Origin of the sequence: Cryobacterium sp. MP_3.1 (assembly GCF_035984795.1) — a bacterium.
Lineage (GTDB): Bacteria > Actinomycetota > Actinomycetes > Actinomycetales > Microbacteriaceae > Cryobacterium > Cryobacterium zongtaii.
In genome coordinates, this window is sequence record NZ_JAXCHV010000010.1 from 26230 (window position 1) to 41262 (window position 15033).

The window sequence follows — 15033 nt, forward strand, 5'->3', positions numbered from 1 at the left end:
GAGTATCGCCCGGCGGCCGGTTGAGCGCGAGGGGGCGGCTGGCACTTTGCGGCACGTCGGCGGGCGGCGACCTCTAGCCGCGGGGACGGCGGGGGCGCATGCTCAGCTGCACCGCCACAGCGGCGATCAGCATCAGCACCACGGCGATGATCGACGTGACACCCACCCCGCTGTCGAACGCGGCCTTGGCCGATTCGGTGAGCGCGAGAGCGTCGGCGGCGGGCAGCTCGCCGGCCACGCCCAGCGCACCGCCGAGGGTCTCACCGGCCTGGGCGGCCGCGCCCCGGCCGAGGCCGTCCGGCAGCACCACGCTGGCCCGGTAGGACGCCGCGAGGATCGCGCCGAGCACGGCCGTGCCGAGCACGGCACCCAGCTCGTAGGCGGTCTCGGAGACCCCGGCCGCGGCGCCGGCCTTGTCCGGCGGAACCGAGCTGAGGATAGTGTCGTTCGAGATCGTCTCCGCCGCGCCGACGCCCACCGACAGGATGCCGAAGGCCAGAACCACGACCCCGGCGGTGAGGTTCTCCCGCAGCAGCACGATCAGGCCGAAGCCCACCGCGGAGAGCAGGATTCCGCCCACGATCACCAGGCGCGGCGGCACCCGCCGCACCACGTAGGCCGCGGCCAGGCCGGCCACGACCGACAGCACGGCCCCGGGCAGCAGCAGCAGGCCGGCGGCGAGCGGGTCGAGGCCGAGCACCAGCTGCAGGTGCTGCGACACGAAGAACAGGAAGCCGACCAGGCTGAACACGGCGAGGAAGTTGGCCAGCACCGACCCGGCGAACGGGGCGTGCTGGAACAGGGTGAGGTCCAGCAGCGGGTTGTCGATCCGCAGCTGGCGGCGCAGGAACAGTGCCCCGGCCAGCAGGCCCAGCAGCAGCGCGCCGACACCGAGCACCCCGACACCGTCGTGGGTGAGGGTCTTGATCGCGAAGACCAGCGGGGCGAGGGTGAGCAGCGACAGGGCCACACTGACCAGGTCGATGCGGAGCGGCGCCGGGTCCTTCGACTCGGGGATGAGCACCCCGGCGAGGGCGACGAGCGGCAGCAGGAACGGCACCGCGATGAGGAACACCGCACCCCAGTGGAAGTGCTGGAGCACCACACCGCCGACGATGGGGCCGAGGCTGGAGCCGGCCGCGAAGGCGCCGGCCCACACCGCGATCGCCAGGGTGCGCTGACGGGCATCCCGGAACAGGCTGCGCAGCAGCGACAGCGTGGAGGGCATGATCATGGCGCCGAAGAAGCCCATCACCGCGCGGGCCACGATGAGCATCTCGGCGGTGGGCGCGAACGCGGCCAGGGCCGAGACCACGCCGAACCCGGTCGCGCCGATCAGCAGCAGCTTGCGCCGGCCGACCCGGTCGCCGAGTGTGCCCATGGCCACCAGCAGCCCGGCGAGCACCAAGGGGTAGATGTCGACGATCCAGAGCAGAGTCGTGCTGCTCGGGCGCAGGTCCAGGCTGATCGCCGGCAGGGCGAAGCTGAGCACGGTGTTGTCCACCGAGATCAGCAGCACCGGCAGCATCAGCAGCACCAGGCCCGCCCATTCGCGGCGGCCGGCGCGGGGTACGGCGGTGGAGAGGTCGGAGGTGCGGATGTCGTCTGTGGTGCTCATGTCTACCTGGCTGAAGATTCGGGGTTCCGGGGAACGGCGAGTTTTACTGCACCATCGGGTACAGCAGATTTAGACTATACCACCCAGTACAGTAAAGTGGCGGTCATGGCCCAACACCGCGACAGCGCCCGCGAGAGCATCCTCACCGCGTTCCAGGAACTGCTCATCGACACCAGCGGGTCCGGCGCGTCGCTGGACGCCGTCGCCCGTGCAGCCGGCGTCACCAAGGGCGGGCTGCTCTACCACTTCGGTTCCCGGGACGGCCTGGAGACGGCGCTCATCGACCGGCTCGAGAGGCTGGCCGACGCCGAATACGAACGGATGCGCGCCGCCCCGGCCGGCGCCGCCGCGTCCTACGTGGCGATGGCGGAGTACGTGAACAGCCCGCTGGACCGGGCGACCCTGGCCGGCGGATCTCTGGCCCGCCGCAACCCGCGCGCCCACGCCGTGATCGTGGATATGCGGCGGCGCTACTTCGACATCCTCAACGAGGATCTGCGCGACCCCGACCTGGCCCGGGCCACGATGCTTCTGGCCGACGGGCTCTACTACAACGCCACGACGATCGGCGAGCCCTTCGAACACGAGCTGGACATCCCCGCGTTCCTGGCCCGCCTCGCCCCGCGAACGGTGAGCTAAGCACCCGAAACCGCCGGTTTTCGGGGCCTGACTCACGGCTGGCGAGAGGGTCAGGCGGCCTCGGCGACCTCGGCGGCGGCGACCGCCCGGTAGAGGGACGCCAGCAGCAGGGGCAGCTGGGAGGCGGGCGCATCCGGTGCCTCGGGGTGCCACTGCACCCCGGTGATCGGGAGGGTGCGGTGCTCCACGGCCTCGACCAGACCGTCGGGGGCGGTCGCCACGGGCGTGAGACCGGCGCCGAGCCGGCCGACGCTCTGGTGGTGGGCGCTCTGAACCGAGATGCGGGTGTCGCCGAGCGCCGCGGCGAGGGTGCTGGTGGAGCGGAGGACGACAGCGTGGGTGGAGAGGATCTCGTCGATGGGCACGCCGATGTTGCGGTGGATGCCGTCGTCGATGTGCTGGACGAGGTCGCCACCGAGGGCGACGTTGATGATCTGCAGTCCGCGGCAGATGCCGAGCACCGGGGTGCCCCGGTCGGCGGCGCGCTGCACGAGCGCGATCTGGCCCTCGTCGGCGTCGATGAAGTGCGGCGTCTCGCCCGGGTAGCCGGCCCGTGCACCGTAGAAGCGCGGGTCGATGTCTTCGCCGCCGACGATCACGACGGCATCGGCCGAGTCGGTGAGGTCCAGCAGCGCGGGGGCGTCGAGGTCGGCGGCGGCCAGGCGTACGACGGTCCAGCCGCCGTCGGTGCCGGCGTCGACGACCGTGGCGTTGAGGGTCTGCACCTTGGCGTGGTACTCCGGGCGATCGGGCCGGCTGCGGGTGACCTCGATGACGGCGAGGGTGGGCCGTTCGGGTAGCGACGGCGCGGGCAGGGCGGTCATGGTGGCGAGCTGGGTGGTGGTCATGACTCGCCTCCGTGACGGGATCGGTTGGTGGGGTGCGGATGGTGCGGGTTCCAGTGTGCCTGAGCCGCGCCATCGGCATCCGGTTCGCGGTAACAGGGCGCAACAGTGCCGGGGGTTCTATGCTCGACACGTCACCGCATCCGAGGGAGATCATCCATGCAGCCCAGCCGTACGCGCATACGACCGGCACTCCCCCGGATAGGCGCGACCGTGTTGCTCGGGGCCGTCCTCGCCGTGCTCGGGGTAGGAGTCGGCGAACCGCAACCCGCCAGGGCGGATGACCCGGTGACGTTCGATCAGAGTCACATCGTCGACACCGTCGGAGCGCTCGGCGACCGGGAGCCCGAGGTGGTCGCCGCCCTCGATGAGCTCTTCGCCGGCACCCAGATCGACCTGTTCGTGGCCTACGTGTCGAGCTTCGACGGGGTGGACGACACGTCGACCTGGGCCGACCAGACCGCCGTGGACAACGGGTTCGGCGACAACGATGTGCTGCTGGCCGTGGCCACGGATGACCGGCAGTACCAGCTGTCGGTCGCCACCGACTTCGTGCTCGACGAGGCCCAGCTCGCCGAGGTGCAGAACACCGCCATCGAACCGTCGCTGCGGGAGAACGATTGGGCCGGCGCCGCCATCAACGGTGCCGCAGCCATGGAGCAGAGTGTGGCCGGCGAGCCCCTCAGCGCCCCCGTCATCACTCCTGGCGAGGCTAGCCCGAGTTCCGGCGGCTCCGACGGCGGTTTTCCGCTCTGGATCGCCGTGTTGCTGGTGCTCGCCGTGGTTGGTGGCATCGTCGCGATCGTGATCGTGGTGCTGCGGCGGCGCGGCACCGCCCCCGTCACCGGCCAGGGCAAGCCCACTGACGAGGTGCCGACGGCCGAGCTGAAACGGGAGGCGTCGAGCGCGCTGATCGAGACTGACGACGCCATCAAGACCAGCGGCCAAGAGGTGGGCTTCGCGCTCGCCTCGTACGGGGCTGCCGCCGCGGAACCCTTCCAGGCCGCCGTGAGCGGCGCGGCCGGCAAGCTCAGTCAGGCGTTCACTTTGCAGCAGCGCCTCGACGACGCCGAACCCGACACCGAGGAGCAGGTGCGGGCCTGGTACCGCCAGATTATCGCCCTGTGCGCCGAGGCCAACCGTGCCCTCGACGAGCAGGCCGCCGCCTTCGACGAGTTGCGCCAGCTGGAGGCTAACGCCCCGGCCGCCGCGGCCGAGCTCGACACCGAGCTGGCTGCCGTCGATGCCCTCCTCGACCAGGCCGAGGCCCGGGTGGCGGAACTCGCCACTCGGTACGCCCCCGCCGCGATCGACACCGTCGCCGACAACCCCGAGCAGGCCGCCGAACGGCTCACCTTCGCCATCAACGCGCTGGCCGAAGCCCGCACCCAGCTCGCCGCCGGCGAACCGGGCGCCGCGGCCGTGGACATCCGCGCGGCTGAGGAGGCCATCGACCAGGCCAAACTGTTGGTCGACGCCGTCGACAGGCTGGCCGCCGACCTGCAGCGGGCGGAGGCCGGCATCCCTGCGATGCTCGCCGACCTCGACACCGATCTGGTCGCCGCCCGCTCGCTGCCCGCTGCGGGCGAGGCGTCGGCCGCGGTTCCCGGGGTGATCGCCCGCACCGAGCAGACGCTGGCCGAGGTGCGCGCCAGCCTGGCCGCGCCGCCGATCAACCCGATCGAGCTGCTGCGCACCCTCGAGGCCGCGAATGCCGCCATGGATGCCGCGCTGCAGGGGGTGCGCAACGCCCAGTTGCAGGCGCAGCGCCTGCAGGCGGCGTTGGCCCAGAGCCTGCAGTCCGCGCGCAGTCAGGTGTCGGCGGCGGAGGACTTCATCACGGCCCGGCGCGGTGCGGTCGGCGCCGAGGCGCGCACCCGCCTGGCCGAGGCCGGCCGGTTGACCGCGCAGGCCGACTCTCTCGTTGCCAGTGACCCGGCCGCCGCGCTGGCCGTGTCCCAACGGGCCGGCTCGTTGGCCGCGGAGGCGACGGCCCTGGCCCGGCGCGACGTGGACAGTTTCTCAACCAATGACGATGACTTCGGCGACTTCTTCGGCGGTGGCGGGGCCAGCCGGCGCGGCGGCAGCAACGGCTCGATGGGAGCCGTGCTCGGCGGCATCCTGATCGGCCAGATCCTCGGCGGCGGCGGTGGGGGCGGCGGCATGTTCGGTGGCGGTGGCGGCGGTGGCGGCTTCGGAGGGATGGGCGGTGGCGGTCGGCGCAGCAGTGGCGGCGGCTTCGGCGGTGGCGGACGCCCCGGCAGCTTCGGCGGCAGCGGCACCCGCGGCCGGCGGGGCGGTGGCGGCCGCTTCTAGAACTCGCCTCAACCTCCCGCCGCGAGATGACAGTTGAGGCCCCTTCGATGCTCAGGAAGGGGCCTGAAGTGGCGGTGGTGTCGGCATGCCGCAACAGACCCTTTCAACGAGCCGGAAGGGGCACTTTGCCGCAACTGGGCGCGACAGCCAGGCGTTACCGCCCGAGCGCGAACAGGGGCGGGGCGGGCACGTCGACCGTCAGGTCGGCGAGGATCCGGCCGACAGCGGGGGTGAACTTGAAACCGTGGCCGGAGAAGCCGGCGCCCACGATCACCGGGCCGCGCCGGTCGAGCACGAAGTTCGAGTCCGGCGTGGTCGTGTAGGTGCAGCTGATCGCGGCGAAGTCGTCGGGGTCGGCGCCGGGCAGCCATTCGCGGGCGTAACGGCGCAGGGCCAGCAGCTGCTCGGGCTCGGCGGTGAAGTCCCGGCGGTCGGGGTCGACGACGGGGCCCACGCCGTGCCAGCCGGCCTTGATGCCCTCCCCCGGTGTGTGCATGCCGTAGACCGGGGACCGCCAGTACTCGTAACCGGGCGTGCCGGTCCGGTAGCCGTGATTGAAGCCCGGCCAGGTGAAGCTGGTGTCGAGCACGGCGAAGTGCGCCGGCTGCTCCTGGGTGACCACCAGGCGCGGCAACGGCAGCAGCCCGGCGAGCAGGGTGTCGGTCCAGGCGCCGAGCGTGACGATCACCCGTTTGGCCTCGAACTGTTCGGTGTCGGTGTCTACCAGCACCCTGTCATCGCCGATCACCGTGAGCCGGGTGGCCGGCATTCCGTGCTCGATGCGCGCGCCGTGGGCGGCCGCAGCGCTCTGCAGCGCGTCGACCGACGCATCCGCGTTCAGGCGGCCGGCCTCCGGCGTGTAGAGCACCTCGGTGTCGAAGCGGATGCCCGGCCAGCGTTCCCGCGCGGCGTCGACGGCCAGCAGTTCGGGGTCGAACCCCACCGAGGTGAGGGCCGCGTGCACCGCCGCGAACGGTTGACCCTGGCCGTGGTTGACCAGGCCCACCTGCTCGAGCAGCGTGGTGTCGGCGTCGTCCTCGAGCTCCCGCCAGAGCCGCAGCGCCTCTACCAGCATGGCCACGTAGGTGGGGTCGGAGTAGCTGAGGTTGAAGTTGCGGGAGGCGCCGTGCGAGGCGCCGGTGGTGTGCCCCCGGTCGAAGCGTTCCAGCAGGGTCACCTCGCGGCCGCGGCGGGACAGCTCCCAGGCGGCCGCTGAGCCCATGGCGCCGCCGCCGAGCACCAGGGTGTCGACACGGGTGGTCATCCGAGCACCTCCCGCACTGTGAAGTCGAGGGCGGCGACGGTGAGGGCGATCGAGGCCACGTCGATGCGTTCGTCGTTGCCGTGGAACAGCATCCGGAAGGTGCCGTAGTCCCAGCGCGGGCTGAGCAGGCCGAAGCCGTAGGCGGGGATGCCGCGGCGCCGGTAGAACCGGGCGTCGGAGCCGCCGACGCTGAGCACCGGCAGCAGGTCGGCGTTCGGGTAGGCGCGGGCGACCGCAGAGCTCAGCGCGGTGAACAGCGGGGTGTCCACCGAGGAGCGGGTGGCGGCCTCGAACCTGTCGCCGACGATGTCGATGTCGACCATCAGCTCGCCGAGGGCGTGGCGCAGGTAGGCGTCCACGTGGCCGGCGTCGGTGCCGGGCAGCACCCGGATATCGAGGTCGACGGTGGCCAGCGACGGGATGACGTTTTCCTTGGTGCCTGCGCGCACGATGTTGGGCGAGATGGTGGTGTGGCTTGAGGCGTGAGCGAAGCCGGCCAGGGTGCCCAGCTCGTGCACGGCGTCGTCGATGCGGGCCGGGTCGGTGAGCCGCTCGGCCAGCTCGGCGGGAAGGCCGAGCACCGACACGTAGTGCCGCCAGTCCGCGGTGATCTGCACCGGCGCTTCGAACCGGGCCAACCGGCTCACGGCCTCGGCGGCGATCACGGCGGCGTTGCGGGCGCCCCAGGGCGCCGAGCCGTGGCCGGGGGTGCCGTGCACGACCAGGCGTCGGCCAGCAATGCCCTTCTCCCCCACCGTGGTGGTGATCGACGGCCGCACGCCCACGGGCGCGCCGCCGGATTCGGTGAGCACAAAGTCGGCGTCGATGAGGTCGAGGCGGTGCTCGGTGAGCCAGCCCACTCCGTGCCGGCTGCCGCTCTCCTCGTCGGCGACGGCCGCGAAGACCAGGTCCCCGCGCGGCCGGAACGGGCCCATGGCGAGATCGCGGATCACGACGGCGTAGCTGGCCGTGAGGTAGAGCATGTCCAGGGCGCCCCGGCCCCAGATCTCGCCGTCGACGAGCTCGGCGGTGAACGGGTCGCGGCTCCAGCCGTCCAGGTCCACCGGTACGACATCGGTGTGACCGACCAGTGCGAGCGACGGGGCGGTCTTGTCGGTGCCGCGGAGGCGGGCGATCAGCGATGCCCGGCCGGGGTGCGGTTCCACCACCTCGAGCTCGAGCCCGGAGCCGGCGAAGAACCCCTCGAGGGTGCGCACGCTGCGGATCTCGCCGCCGGAGTCGGCGGTGCCGTCGTTCACGCAGGCGTTGCGGATGAGATCGCGCAGCAGGTCGACGGTCTGGCGGGTGAGCACATCCGGGTCGGTCATCAGCGCACCATTCCCGCCAGGCTGTGGGCGAACTCGTCCAGAATGGCCCGGCCGGCCGGCCAGGCGCCGAGCTTGCTGGCCGCGTTGAGGTGCCCGGCGTTGCCCACTTCGACGAAGCCGGCGCCCCATGCGGCCGCCAGGTTACGGGCGGTGCCGAGAGCGCAATACGGGTCGTCAGCACTGGCGATCACCAGGGCGGGGACGCCGAGCAGGACCGGTTCGGCCGAACGGAAGCTCGGCGCCGCCTGCGGGAACCCGGCTCCGAACCGATCCGGCGGCGCCACCAGCAGGGCGCCGCGCACGCGGCCGGGGTTCTGCGCCAGCCAGGCCGCGGCGGCCAGGCAGCCCAGGCTGTGCGCCACCAGGATCGTGTCCGGCGTGGTGACGGCCGCGTCCACGGCGGCGATCCAGTTCTCGAGGTCAGGCTCGTCCCACGAGGCCGGGCGGATGCGCACGGCATCCGTCTGTGTCGCCTGCCAGCGGGACTGCCAGTGCTTCTCGTTGGAGTCGTTGATGCCCGGCACGATTGTCAGGCTCAGGGGGGTCGGCATGCAACACACACTATCCGCCGCGGCGACGCTGCCGATGAATCGGGCGAAGGTGCAGGGGAACGCGGTAGCTTCTTAGCGTTGACACCCTTCGAAAGGACACTCACATGACCAAGCAGTCGATCTTCGGCCGCATCGCCCAGCTCACCCGGGCGAACATCAACGCGATGCTGGACTCCGCGGAAGACCCCCAGAAGATGCTCGACCAGATGGTGCGTGACTTCACCAACAGCATCGCCGATGCCGAAAGCGCGATCGCCGAGACCATCGGCAACCTGCGAATGCTCGAAGACGACCACCGCGAAGACGTGCAGGCCGCCGGCGAGTGGGGCCGAAAGGCCCTCGCCGCCAGCCGCAAGGCCGACGAACTGCGCACGAATGGCAACGCCGCCGACGCCGACAAGTTCGACAACCTGGCAAAGGTGGCCCTCGGCCGCCAGCTGCAGTCCGAGAAGGAGGCGAAGGACGCCGAACCGCAGATCATGAGCCAGACCGCCGTCGTCGAGCAGCTCAAGACCGGCCTGAACACCATGAAGACCAAGCTGGGCCAGCTCACCGCCAAGCGCAGCGAGCTCATCGCCCGGTCCAAGACCGCTGCCGCGCAGTCGCAGGTGATGGATGCCGTGAAGAGCATCGACATGATGGACCCCACCAGCGAGGTCAGCCGGTTCGAGGAGAAGATCCGCCGCGAAGAGGCCAAGGTGCGTGGCGCCAGCGAACTCGCCGCATCCAGCCTCGACGCGCAGTTCGAGAGCCTCGACGACCTCGGTGAGCTCACCGAGGTGGATGCCCGCCTCGCCGCGCTCAAGGCCGGTTCGCCCTCCTCGATCGAGCAGTAGCGCACCGCCTCACACAGCGTGAATCCGGAACGGCCACGGGAATACCCCGGGGCCGTTCTGCATTGTCACCACCATGACTACTCTCGGAATCATCGGTGCCGGTCATATCGGCAGCCAGCTCGCCCGCCTCGGCGTGGCCAACGGATACGACGTCGTGGTGAGCAACTCCCGCGGCCCGGCGACCCTCGAGGGCCTGGTGGCCGAACTCGGGCCGCGGGCCCGCGCCGCCCTGCCCGCAGAGGCCGCCGCGGCCGGAGATCTGGTGATCGTCACGATCCCGCTGCACGCCATCGACACATTGCCGCTGCCCGAACTGGCCGGCAAGCTCGTGATCGACACCAATAACTACTACCCCCAGCGGGACGGCAACATCGTGGCCCTCGACGAGGAGACCTCGACGACCGCCGAGCTGCTGCAGGACCTGCTGCCGGACGCCAGGGTCGTGAAGGCGTTCAACCACATCTACGCCGCGGACCTCACCACCGACGGCCAGCCGGCCGGCTCGGCGAATCGCCGTGCCCTCGTCATCGCCGGCAACGACCCCGAGGCCCGCGCGGTTGTCACTGCGCTGCTGGACGACTTCGGTTTCGACACCGTGGACCTCGGCCCGCTGAAAGAGGGCTGGCGGATCCAGCGCGACACCCCGGGCTACGGCCCGCGGATGGACGAATTCGAGCTGCGCGAGGCGGTGAGCGCGGCCATCCGTTACCGGGACATGCCGCAGGCGGTCTAGGCCGACGCCCCCGAACTGGCAGATGCGCCCGGCCGGGGCCGAGGGGCATACTGGGGTGGTGTCCCCCAACTACGTGGTCGTGCCGCAGTGGCAAGGTTCGGTTTCTCCGCGCGCGATGCGCCTGGTCGACGGGGCGGAGGCGATCCAGGGCGACCTGCCCTCCTCGGTCACCTTTCCCGTCGACGTGCCCGCCGAAGCGGGCGATGCCCTGGACACCGGCATCCACCGGTTCTCGGCGCTGCTGACGGTGCGTGACCGGCAGTTGGCCGTGCTCCGCGCCGGTTCGGAGCCGGTGCTCACGATCGGCGGCGACTGCGGGGTGTCCTTCGGCGCCGTCGAGCACGCCTCCCGCCGGCACCCCGGCGACATCGCGCTGGTCTGGTTCGATGCCCACCCCGACCTGCACACCAGCGAATCCTCGCAGTCCGGTGGCTTCGGTGGCATGGTGCTGCGCGCCATCCTCGGTGACGGCGTCGACGGTCTCGCGCTCGACGCCGATGCCCGGCTCAGCCCGGACCGGGTGGTGCTGGCCGGCGTGCGCGACATCGACCCGGCCGAAGATGTCTACATCACGGAGCAGGGCATCCCGCTGGTGCCGGTGGAGGATTTCGGCACCCCGGCGGCGGTCGTGGCCGCGGTCAAGCGCACGGGCGCCGCGCACGTGTATGTGCACATCGACCTCGACGTGCTCGATCCTGCCACGATCGTCGGCCTGTCGAACATCTACCCGTTCGGTCTGGCCGTGGAGGGCCTCACCGCTGCGATCACGGCGCTCCGCGCCGAATTCTCGCTGGCCGGCGCCACCATCGCCGGCTTCGCGCCGTCCTCCCCCGAGGCTGCCAACGACGACCTGCCCAGCATCCTGCGCATCATCAGCGCGATCACCCGCTGACGACCTTTTCGCTTGCCTGATCGAAGGAGATCAACCATGACCACGGAGGACTTGAGAGTCGTGACCGAGCGGCGCGGGCACCTGCTGCTGATCGGGCTGAATCGGCCCGAGAAGCGCAATGCGGCTGACTTCGCCATGTTGCAGCAGCTCGCGCTGGCCTACGGGGAGCTGGAGCGTGACCCGGAGCTGCGCGTGGGTGTGGTGCACGCTCTCGGCGAGCACTTCACCGCCGGGCTCGACCTGGCCGATGTGGGCCCGCGGCTCGGCCCCGACGGTATCGACATCGTGCCTGAGGGCGGCATCAACCCCTGGCAGGTCGACGGCACCGCGCTGACCAAGCCCGTGGTGATCGCCGTGCAGGGCACCTGCCTCACCCTGGGCATCGAGCTGATGCTGGCCAGCGACATCGTCGTCGCCGCCGAGTCCACCCGGTTCGGTCAGATCGAGGTGAGCCGGGGCATTCTGCCGTTCGGCGGCGCCACGATCCGGTTCCCGCGCGCCGCCGGCTGGGGCAATGCCATGCGCTGGCTGCTCACCGGGGACATGTTCGACGTCAGGGAGGCGCACCGGATGGGGCTGGTGCAGGAGATCGTGCCGAACGGTCGCGAGCTGCACCGTGCCATCGAGCTCGCCGAGCGCATCGCCGCGCAGGCGCCGCTGGCCGTGCAGGCCACCCTCGCCAGCGCCCGCACGGCGCTCCGTGACGGACCTGCAGCGGCCGAGGCCGAGCTGCAGCCCGCCCTGGCGCGCCTGGCCGGGTCGACGGATGCCCGCATCGGCATGGAGGCGTTCCTCTCGCGCCAGCCCGCCGCGTTCCAGGGACGCTAGTCTGGCGAACTCTGGATTCCTCCCGGGAACGGTCGGTAGGCTGCGACGATGACCGACTCTGCAGCGATGCCCGCCACCCGTAGCTATGACGTCATCGTGATCGGTGCCGGCGCCGTGGGCGAGAACGTGGCCGACCGCACCGTGCAGGGGGGCCTCCGCACCCTCATCGTGGAGGCCGAACTCGTCGGCGGCGAGTGCTCATACTGGGCCTGCATGCCCTCCAAGGTGCTGCTGCGCAGCGGCGCCGCCCTCGCCGCGGCCCGCCGGGTGGCCGGCGCGGCCGAGGCGGTCACCGGGCAGCTCGACGTGGCTGCCGTGCTGGGGCGCCGCACCACCTTCACGCACGACTGGAACGACGACAGCCAGGCCGACTGGCTGGCCTCCGCGGGCATCGACCTGCTGCGCGGCCACGCCAGGCTCAGCGGCGTGCGCGAGGTCACCGTGCAGACGACGGATGGGCCGGTGGTCGTCACTGCCAGGCACGCCGTGGTCCTCAGCACCGGGTCCAGCGCCTTGTTGCCCGACATCGACGGCCTCTCCGACGTGTCACCGTGGACCAGCCGGGACGCCACCTCGGTGACGAACCTGCCCGGCCATCTCGCCATCATCGGCGGTGGTGTCGTCGCCGTGGAGATGGCCGCCGCGTACCGGTCGCTTGGCGCCGAGGTGACCCTGCTCGTGCGCAGCTCCCTGCTGCGGGACCAGGAACCGTTCGCCGGCGAGCTGGTGGCCGCCGCCCTCGCCGACGCGGGTGTCCAGGTGCTCACCGGCGCCAGCCCCACCGCCGCCCGCCGCATCGATACCGGCCAGGTGGCCCTGGTGCTCGCCGACGGCCGCACCATCACGGCCGACGAGGTGCTCGTGGCCACCGGACGGGTGCCGCGCAGCCAGGACCTCGGCCTCGAGACCGTGGGCCTCACCCCGGGCGACTGGGTCGACGTGGACGACACCCTGCTGGTCACCGGCGACTCCGCCGCCCTGGCCGGCGACTGGCTCTACGCCACCGGCGACGTGAACCACCGGGCGCTGCTCACCCACCAGGGCAAGTACCAGGCCCGTGCGGCCGGCGACGTCATCGTCGCCCGCGCCAGGGGCACGGTGGTCGACGACGCCCCGTGGGGCACCCACGTGGCCACGGCCGATCACGCCGCGGTGCCGCAGGTGACCTTCACCGACCCCGAGGTGGCCTCGGTCGGGCTGACCGCCGCGGCGGCCGAGCAGGCCGGCTACCGCATCCGGGTGCTCGACTACGACCTGGCCGGGGTCGCCGGCGCCAGCGTGCTGGCCGACGGCTACACCGGGCAGGCCCGCGCCATCGTCGACCTCGACACCGAGGTGCTGCTGGGTGTCACCTTCGTGGGCGCCGGTGTCGGCGAGCTGCTGCACGCGGCCACCATCGCCGTGGTCGGCGAGGTACCGATCAGCCGGCTCTGGCACGCTGTGCCCAGTTACCCCACCCTCAGCGAGGTCTGGCTGCGGCTACTCGAGGCCTACGGCCGGCCGCCGGCCAGCAGCGACCGGAGCCTCTGATGCGACGGCTTCTGCTCGATTCCCCGCTCAGCCGGGCCGGGTATCTGTACGCCACCGCCGTCGGCCTGGTCTGGGGTGCGATCTGGAGCACCGGCCGCGTCGAACGCCGGAACGGCCTGTTCGTGTTCCGCGGCCTGCCCGCCTGGTCGTTCGGCCGCGGCGGCTCCTGCGTGGGCGCCGTCTACCTCACCAACCAGAACGTGACGGCGGATGTGCTCGAGCACGAGGCCGTGCACAAAGTGCAGTGGCAACGTTACGGCATGCTTTTTCCGCTGCTGTATCTGCTCGCCGGGCGGGACCCGTTGAAGAACCGGTTCGAGATCGAGGCGGGCCTGGAGAAGGGCGGCTACCTACGCCAGAAGCGTGCGGCTACGCGTGCTCCGCGCGCCCGTCACGCCAGTACCCCATGAAGGCCACCTGGCGACGGTTGATGCCGACCTCGGAGACGAGGAAGCGGCGCAGCCGCTTGATCACACCGGCTTCACCGGCCAGCCAGGCGTAGAGCTCGCCGTCGAGAGCCGATCCGTCCGGCACCTCCCAGAGGATGCTCTCGTCGATGTCGATGTCGGGCAGCTCGGTACCGCTGTGGTGTGCGGTCAGGAAGCGGGCCGTCCAGCCCCGAACGGCGGATTCGAGCGCGGAACCGTGACCGGCGCCGTTGCGGGGCAGCCAGGTGACGGTGACACCATCCGGCGCGTTCGTCTCGTGGGCGTCGGCGGCCTCCGGCACCTCGATGTAGGCGCAGCCCCTGGCCGTGCGGGGCAGGGCGGAGAGGATTGCGCAGATCGCCGGAGCGGCGGTCTCGTCGCCCGCGAGCAGCACAGTGTTGGCGTTGCCGGGGGCCCATTCGATGCCGACCACCGGGTTGTCACCGTCGGCGACCGGTCCAACGATGGCGACCTCGTCGCCCACGTTGGCGGCGCGCACCCAGCGCGACGCGGGGCCCGCGTCACCGTGGGTGACGAAGTCGATGTCGACCTCGCGGTGCTCGGGCCGGGCGTGCCGCACCGTGTAGGTGCGGATGGGATTGCGGCGCTCGTCGGGCAGGTCGCGCCAGGTCTCGTACCAGGAGTCGTTCCGAGGGAACGCCGAAACGCCGACCCCGGGCAGCGGCAGGACGATCTTGATGCGCTGGTCGAGGCCGGCGGTACCGAATTCGTGCAGGTCGGGGCCGGTGAAGGTCACCCGGGTGAAATTTGTCGACAGACGTTGCACGCGGGCCACCGAGACGGCGAACGGGCGGTAGCTGGGGCGCGGTGCCCGCACGCGTGCGGCGGCCGGCGCGGGAGCGACTGTCGAGGTAAGCATGGCCTAAGTATGGCATGCCTTACCTATGTTTCACCTAGCGATTTCCGGTGAACGGTTCCGAGGTGGGTCGCTACGCGGCGGTGACCCACTCGCTGGCGACGTAGCTGCCCGCGCCGCGGCGCGTGGCCGGGCTGACGTAGCCGGTGGGGATCGCGGCGGGCTGTCCGCTGCTCACGTAGCCGGCCGGCTCGGCTGAACGATCGGTGCGGGGGCTGGCGATGCTGATGTAGGAATTCATGATGCTCCTGTCGGGTGGGGCTGGTTTCGACGCAGAGCTTCATTGGACGCGTGCTGGTGGTGGTGTGTGATCGCGCGGCCGGCCGGCTGGGCCGGCCGCGCGAGTGA

General features: G+C 71.4%; 15 protein-coding genes. 8 read left to right on the forward strand and 7 right to left on the reverse strand.

Annotated elements, in window-relative coordinates:
• Positions 1–73: 73 nt before the first annotated feature.
• The gene (locus RCH12_RS08600; protein ID WP_327016627.1) at positions 74–1618 is read right to left on the reverse strand and encodes an MFS transporter; all 1545 of its coding nucleotides are present in this window, start codon (positions 1616–1618) and stop codon (positions 74–76) included.
• A 105-nt stretch (positions 1619–1723) separates the two neighbouring features.
• Between RCH12_RS08600 and RCH12_RS08605 the strand changes: the two genes are divergently transcribed.
• Positions 1724–2257 (forward strand): TetR/AcrR family transcriptional regulator, encoded by a 534-nt coding sequence (locus RCH12_RS08605; RefSeq protein ID WP_327016628.1) that lies wholly within the window; start codon positions 1724–1726, stop codon positions 2255–2257.
• 50 nt (positions 2258–2307) lie between these two features.
• Here the strand turns inward: RCH12_RS08605 and RCH12_RS08610 are convergent, their stop codons facing one another.
• The gene (locus tag RCH12_RS08610; protein WP_241983625.1) at positions 2308–3105 is read right to left on the reverse strand and encodes a gamma-glutamyl-gamma-aminobutyrate hydrolase family protein; all 798 of its coding nucleotides are present in this window, start codon (positions 3103–3105) and stop codon (positions 2308–2310) included.
• A 210-nt stretch (positions 3106–3315) separates the two neighbouring features.
• Between RCH12_RS08610 and RCH12_RS08615 the strand changes: the two genes are divergently transcribed.
• Positions 3316–5418, forward strand: coding sequence for a TPM domain-containing protein (locus tag RCH12_RS08615; RefSeq protein WP_327016629.1), 2103 nt, complete (start codon positions 3316–3318; stop codon positions 5416–5418).
• A gap of 154 nt (positions 5419–5572) precedes the next feature.
• Here the strand turns inward: RCH12_RS08615 and RCH12_RS08620 are convergent, their stop codons facing one another.
• The 3 genes from RCH12_RS08620 to RCH12_RS08630 are packed head-to-tail and all read right to left on the reverse strand — an operon-like array spanning position 5573 to position 8561.
• The gene (locus RCH12_RS08620) at positions 5573–6682 is read right to left on the reverse strand and encodes an FAD-dependent oxidoreductase (protein WP_327016630.1); all 1110 of its coding nucleotides are present in this window, start codon (positions 6680–6682) and stop codon (positions 5573–5575) included.
• Complete coding sequence (locus RCH12_RS08625; protein WP_327016631.1) at positions 6679–8010, reverse strand: M20/M25/M40 family metallo-hydrolase; 1332 nt, start codon at positions 8008–8010, stop codon at positions 6679–6681. Before RCH12_RS08625 ends, RCH12_RS08620 begins: the two co-directional genes overlap by 4 nt.
• Positions 8010–8561, reverse strand: a complete 552-nt coding sequence (locus RCH12_RS08630) for an RBBP9/YdeN family alpha/beta hydrolase (RefSeq protein WP_165787967.1) — start codon at positions 8559–8561, stop codon at positions 8010–8012. The genes RCH12_RS08625 and RCH12_RS08630 overlap by 1 nt, the downstream gene beginning before the upstream one ends.
• A gap of 104 nt (positions 8562–8665) precedes the next feature.
• On the opposite strand from RCH12_RS08630, the gene RCH12_RS08635 reads away from it, so the two are divergent.
• The 6 genes from RCH12_RS08635 to RCH12_RS08660 all read left to right on the forward strand — a co-directional run bounded on the left by RCH12_RS08635 (position 8666) and on the right by RCH12_RS08660 (position 13790).
• Complete coding sequence (locus RCH12_RS08635; protein WP_088455373.1) at positions 8666–9397, forward strand: PspA/IM30 family protein; 732 nt, start codon at positions 8666–8668, stop codon at positions 9395–9397.
• A 73-nt stretch (positions 9398–9470) separates the two neighbouring features.
• Positions 9471–10130, forward strand: a complete 660-nt coding sequence (locus tag RCH12_RS08640; RefSeq protein WP_327016632.1) for an NADPH-dependent F420 reductase — start codon at positions 9471–9473, stop codon at positions 10128–10130.
• Between the two features lie 58 nt (positions 10131–10188).
• Positions 10189–11022: an arginase family protein gene (locus RCH12_RS08645; protein ID WP_103460921.1), complete on the forward strand. Its 834-nt coding sequence runs from the start codon at positions 10189–10191 to the stop codon at positions 11020–11022.
• A 36-nt stretch (positions 11023–11058) separates the two neighbouring features.
• Positions 11059–11850 (forward strand): crotonase/enoyl-CoA hydratase family protein, encoded by a 792-nt coding sequence (locus RCH12_RS08650; RefSeq protein ID WP_103460817.1) that lies wholly within the window; start codon positions 11059–11061, stop codon positions 11848–11850.
• A gap of 48 nt (positions 11851–11898) precedes the next feature.
• Positions 11899–13380 (forward strand): dihydrolipoyl dehydrogenase family protein, encoded by a 1482-nt coding sequence (locus RCH12_RS08655; protein ID WP_327016633.1) that lies wholly within the window; start codon positions 11899–11901, stop codon positions 13378–13380.
• Positions 13380–13790: a Fe-S oxidoreductase gene (locus RCH12_RS08660; protein WP_088455370.1), complete on the forward strand. Its 411-nt coding sequence runs from the start codon at positions 13380–13382 to the stop codon at positions 13788–13790. The genes RCH12_RS08655 and RCH12_RS08660 overlap by 1 nt, the downstream gene beginning before the upstream one ends.
• On the opposite strand, the gene RCH12_RS08665 is transcribed toward RCH12_RS08660, so the two are convergent.
• Positions 13750–14688: a siderophore-interacting protein gene (locus tag RCH12_RS08665; RefSeq protein ID WP_103460820.1), complete on the reverse strand. Its 939-nt coding sequence runs from the start codon at positions 14686–14688 to the stop codon at positions 13750–13752. The two genes, RCH12_RS08660 and RCH12_RS08665, sit on opposite strands and share 41 nt — an antisense overlap.
• 70 nt (positions 14689–14758) lie before the next feature.
• Positions 14759–14926 carry a hypothetical protein gene (locus tag RCH12_RS08670; protein ID WP_165791160.1) on the reverse strand — a complete coding sequence of 56 codons (168 nt, stop codon included), beginning with the start codon at positions 14924–14926 and terminating at the stop codon, positions 14759–14761.
• Positions 14927–15033: the final 107 nt, after the last annotated feature.

What these genes read in the sequence shown, in the direction of transcription:
- RCH12_RS08600 (WP_327016627.1), bottom strand. Translation starts at nt 1,618, where the DNA reads ATGAGCACCACAGACGACATCCGCACCTCCGACCTCTCCACCGCCGTA.
- RCH12_RS08605 (WP_327016628.1), top strand. Translation starts at nt 1,724, where the DNA reads ATGGCCCAACACCGCGACAGCGCCCGCGAGAGCATCCTCACCGCGTTC.
- RCH12_RS08610 (WP_241983625.1), bottom strand. Translation starts at nt 3,105, where the DNA reads ATGACCACCACCCAGCTCGCCACCATGACCGCCCTGCCCGCGCCGTCG.
- RCH12_RS08620 (WP_327016630.1), bottom strand. Translation starts at nt 6,682, where the DNA reads ATGACCACCCGTGTCGACACCCTGGTGCTCGGCGGCGGCGCCATGGGC.
- RCH12_RS08625 (WP_327016631.1), bottom strand. Translation starts at nt 8,010, where the DNA reads ATGACCGACCCGGATGTGCTCACCCGCCAGACCGTCGACCTGCTGCGC.
- RCH12_RS08630 (WP_165787967.1), bottom strand. Translation starts at nt 8,561, where the DNA reads ATGCCGACCCCCCTGAGCCTGACAATCGTGCCGGGCATCAACGACTCC.
- RCH12_RS08635 (WP_088455373.1), top strand. Translation starts at nt 8,666, where the DNA reads ATGACCAAGCAGTCGATCTTCGGCCGCATCGCCCAGCTCACCCGGGCG.
- RCH12_RS08640 (WP_327016632.1), top strand. Translation starts at nt 9,471, where the DNA reads ATGACTACTCTCGGAATCATCGGTGCCGGTCATATCGGCAGCCAGCTC.
- RCH12_RS08650 (WP_103460817.1), top strand. Translation starts at nt 11,059, where the DNA reads ATGACCACGGAGGACTTGAGAGTCGTGACCGAGCGGCGCGGGCACCTG.
- RCH12_RS08655 (WP_327016633.1), top strand. Translation starts at nt 11,899, where the DNA reads ATGACCGACTCTGCAGCGATGCCCGCCACCCGTAGCTATGACGTCATC.
- RCH12_RS08660 (WP_088455370.1), top strand. Translation starts at nt 13,380, where the DNA reads ATGCGACGGCTTCTGCTCGATTCCCCGCTCAGCCGGGCCGGGTATCTG.
- RCH12_RS08665 (WP_103460820.1), bottom strand. Translation starts at nt 14,688, where the DNA reads ATGCTTACCTCGACAGTCGCTCCCGCGCCGGCCGCCGCACGCGTGCGG.
- RCH12_RS08670 (WP_165791160.1), bottom strand. Translation starts at nt 14,926, where the DNA reads ATGAATTCCTACATCAGCATCGCCAGCCCCCGCACCGATCGTTCAGCC.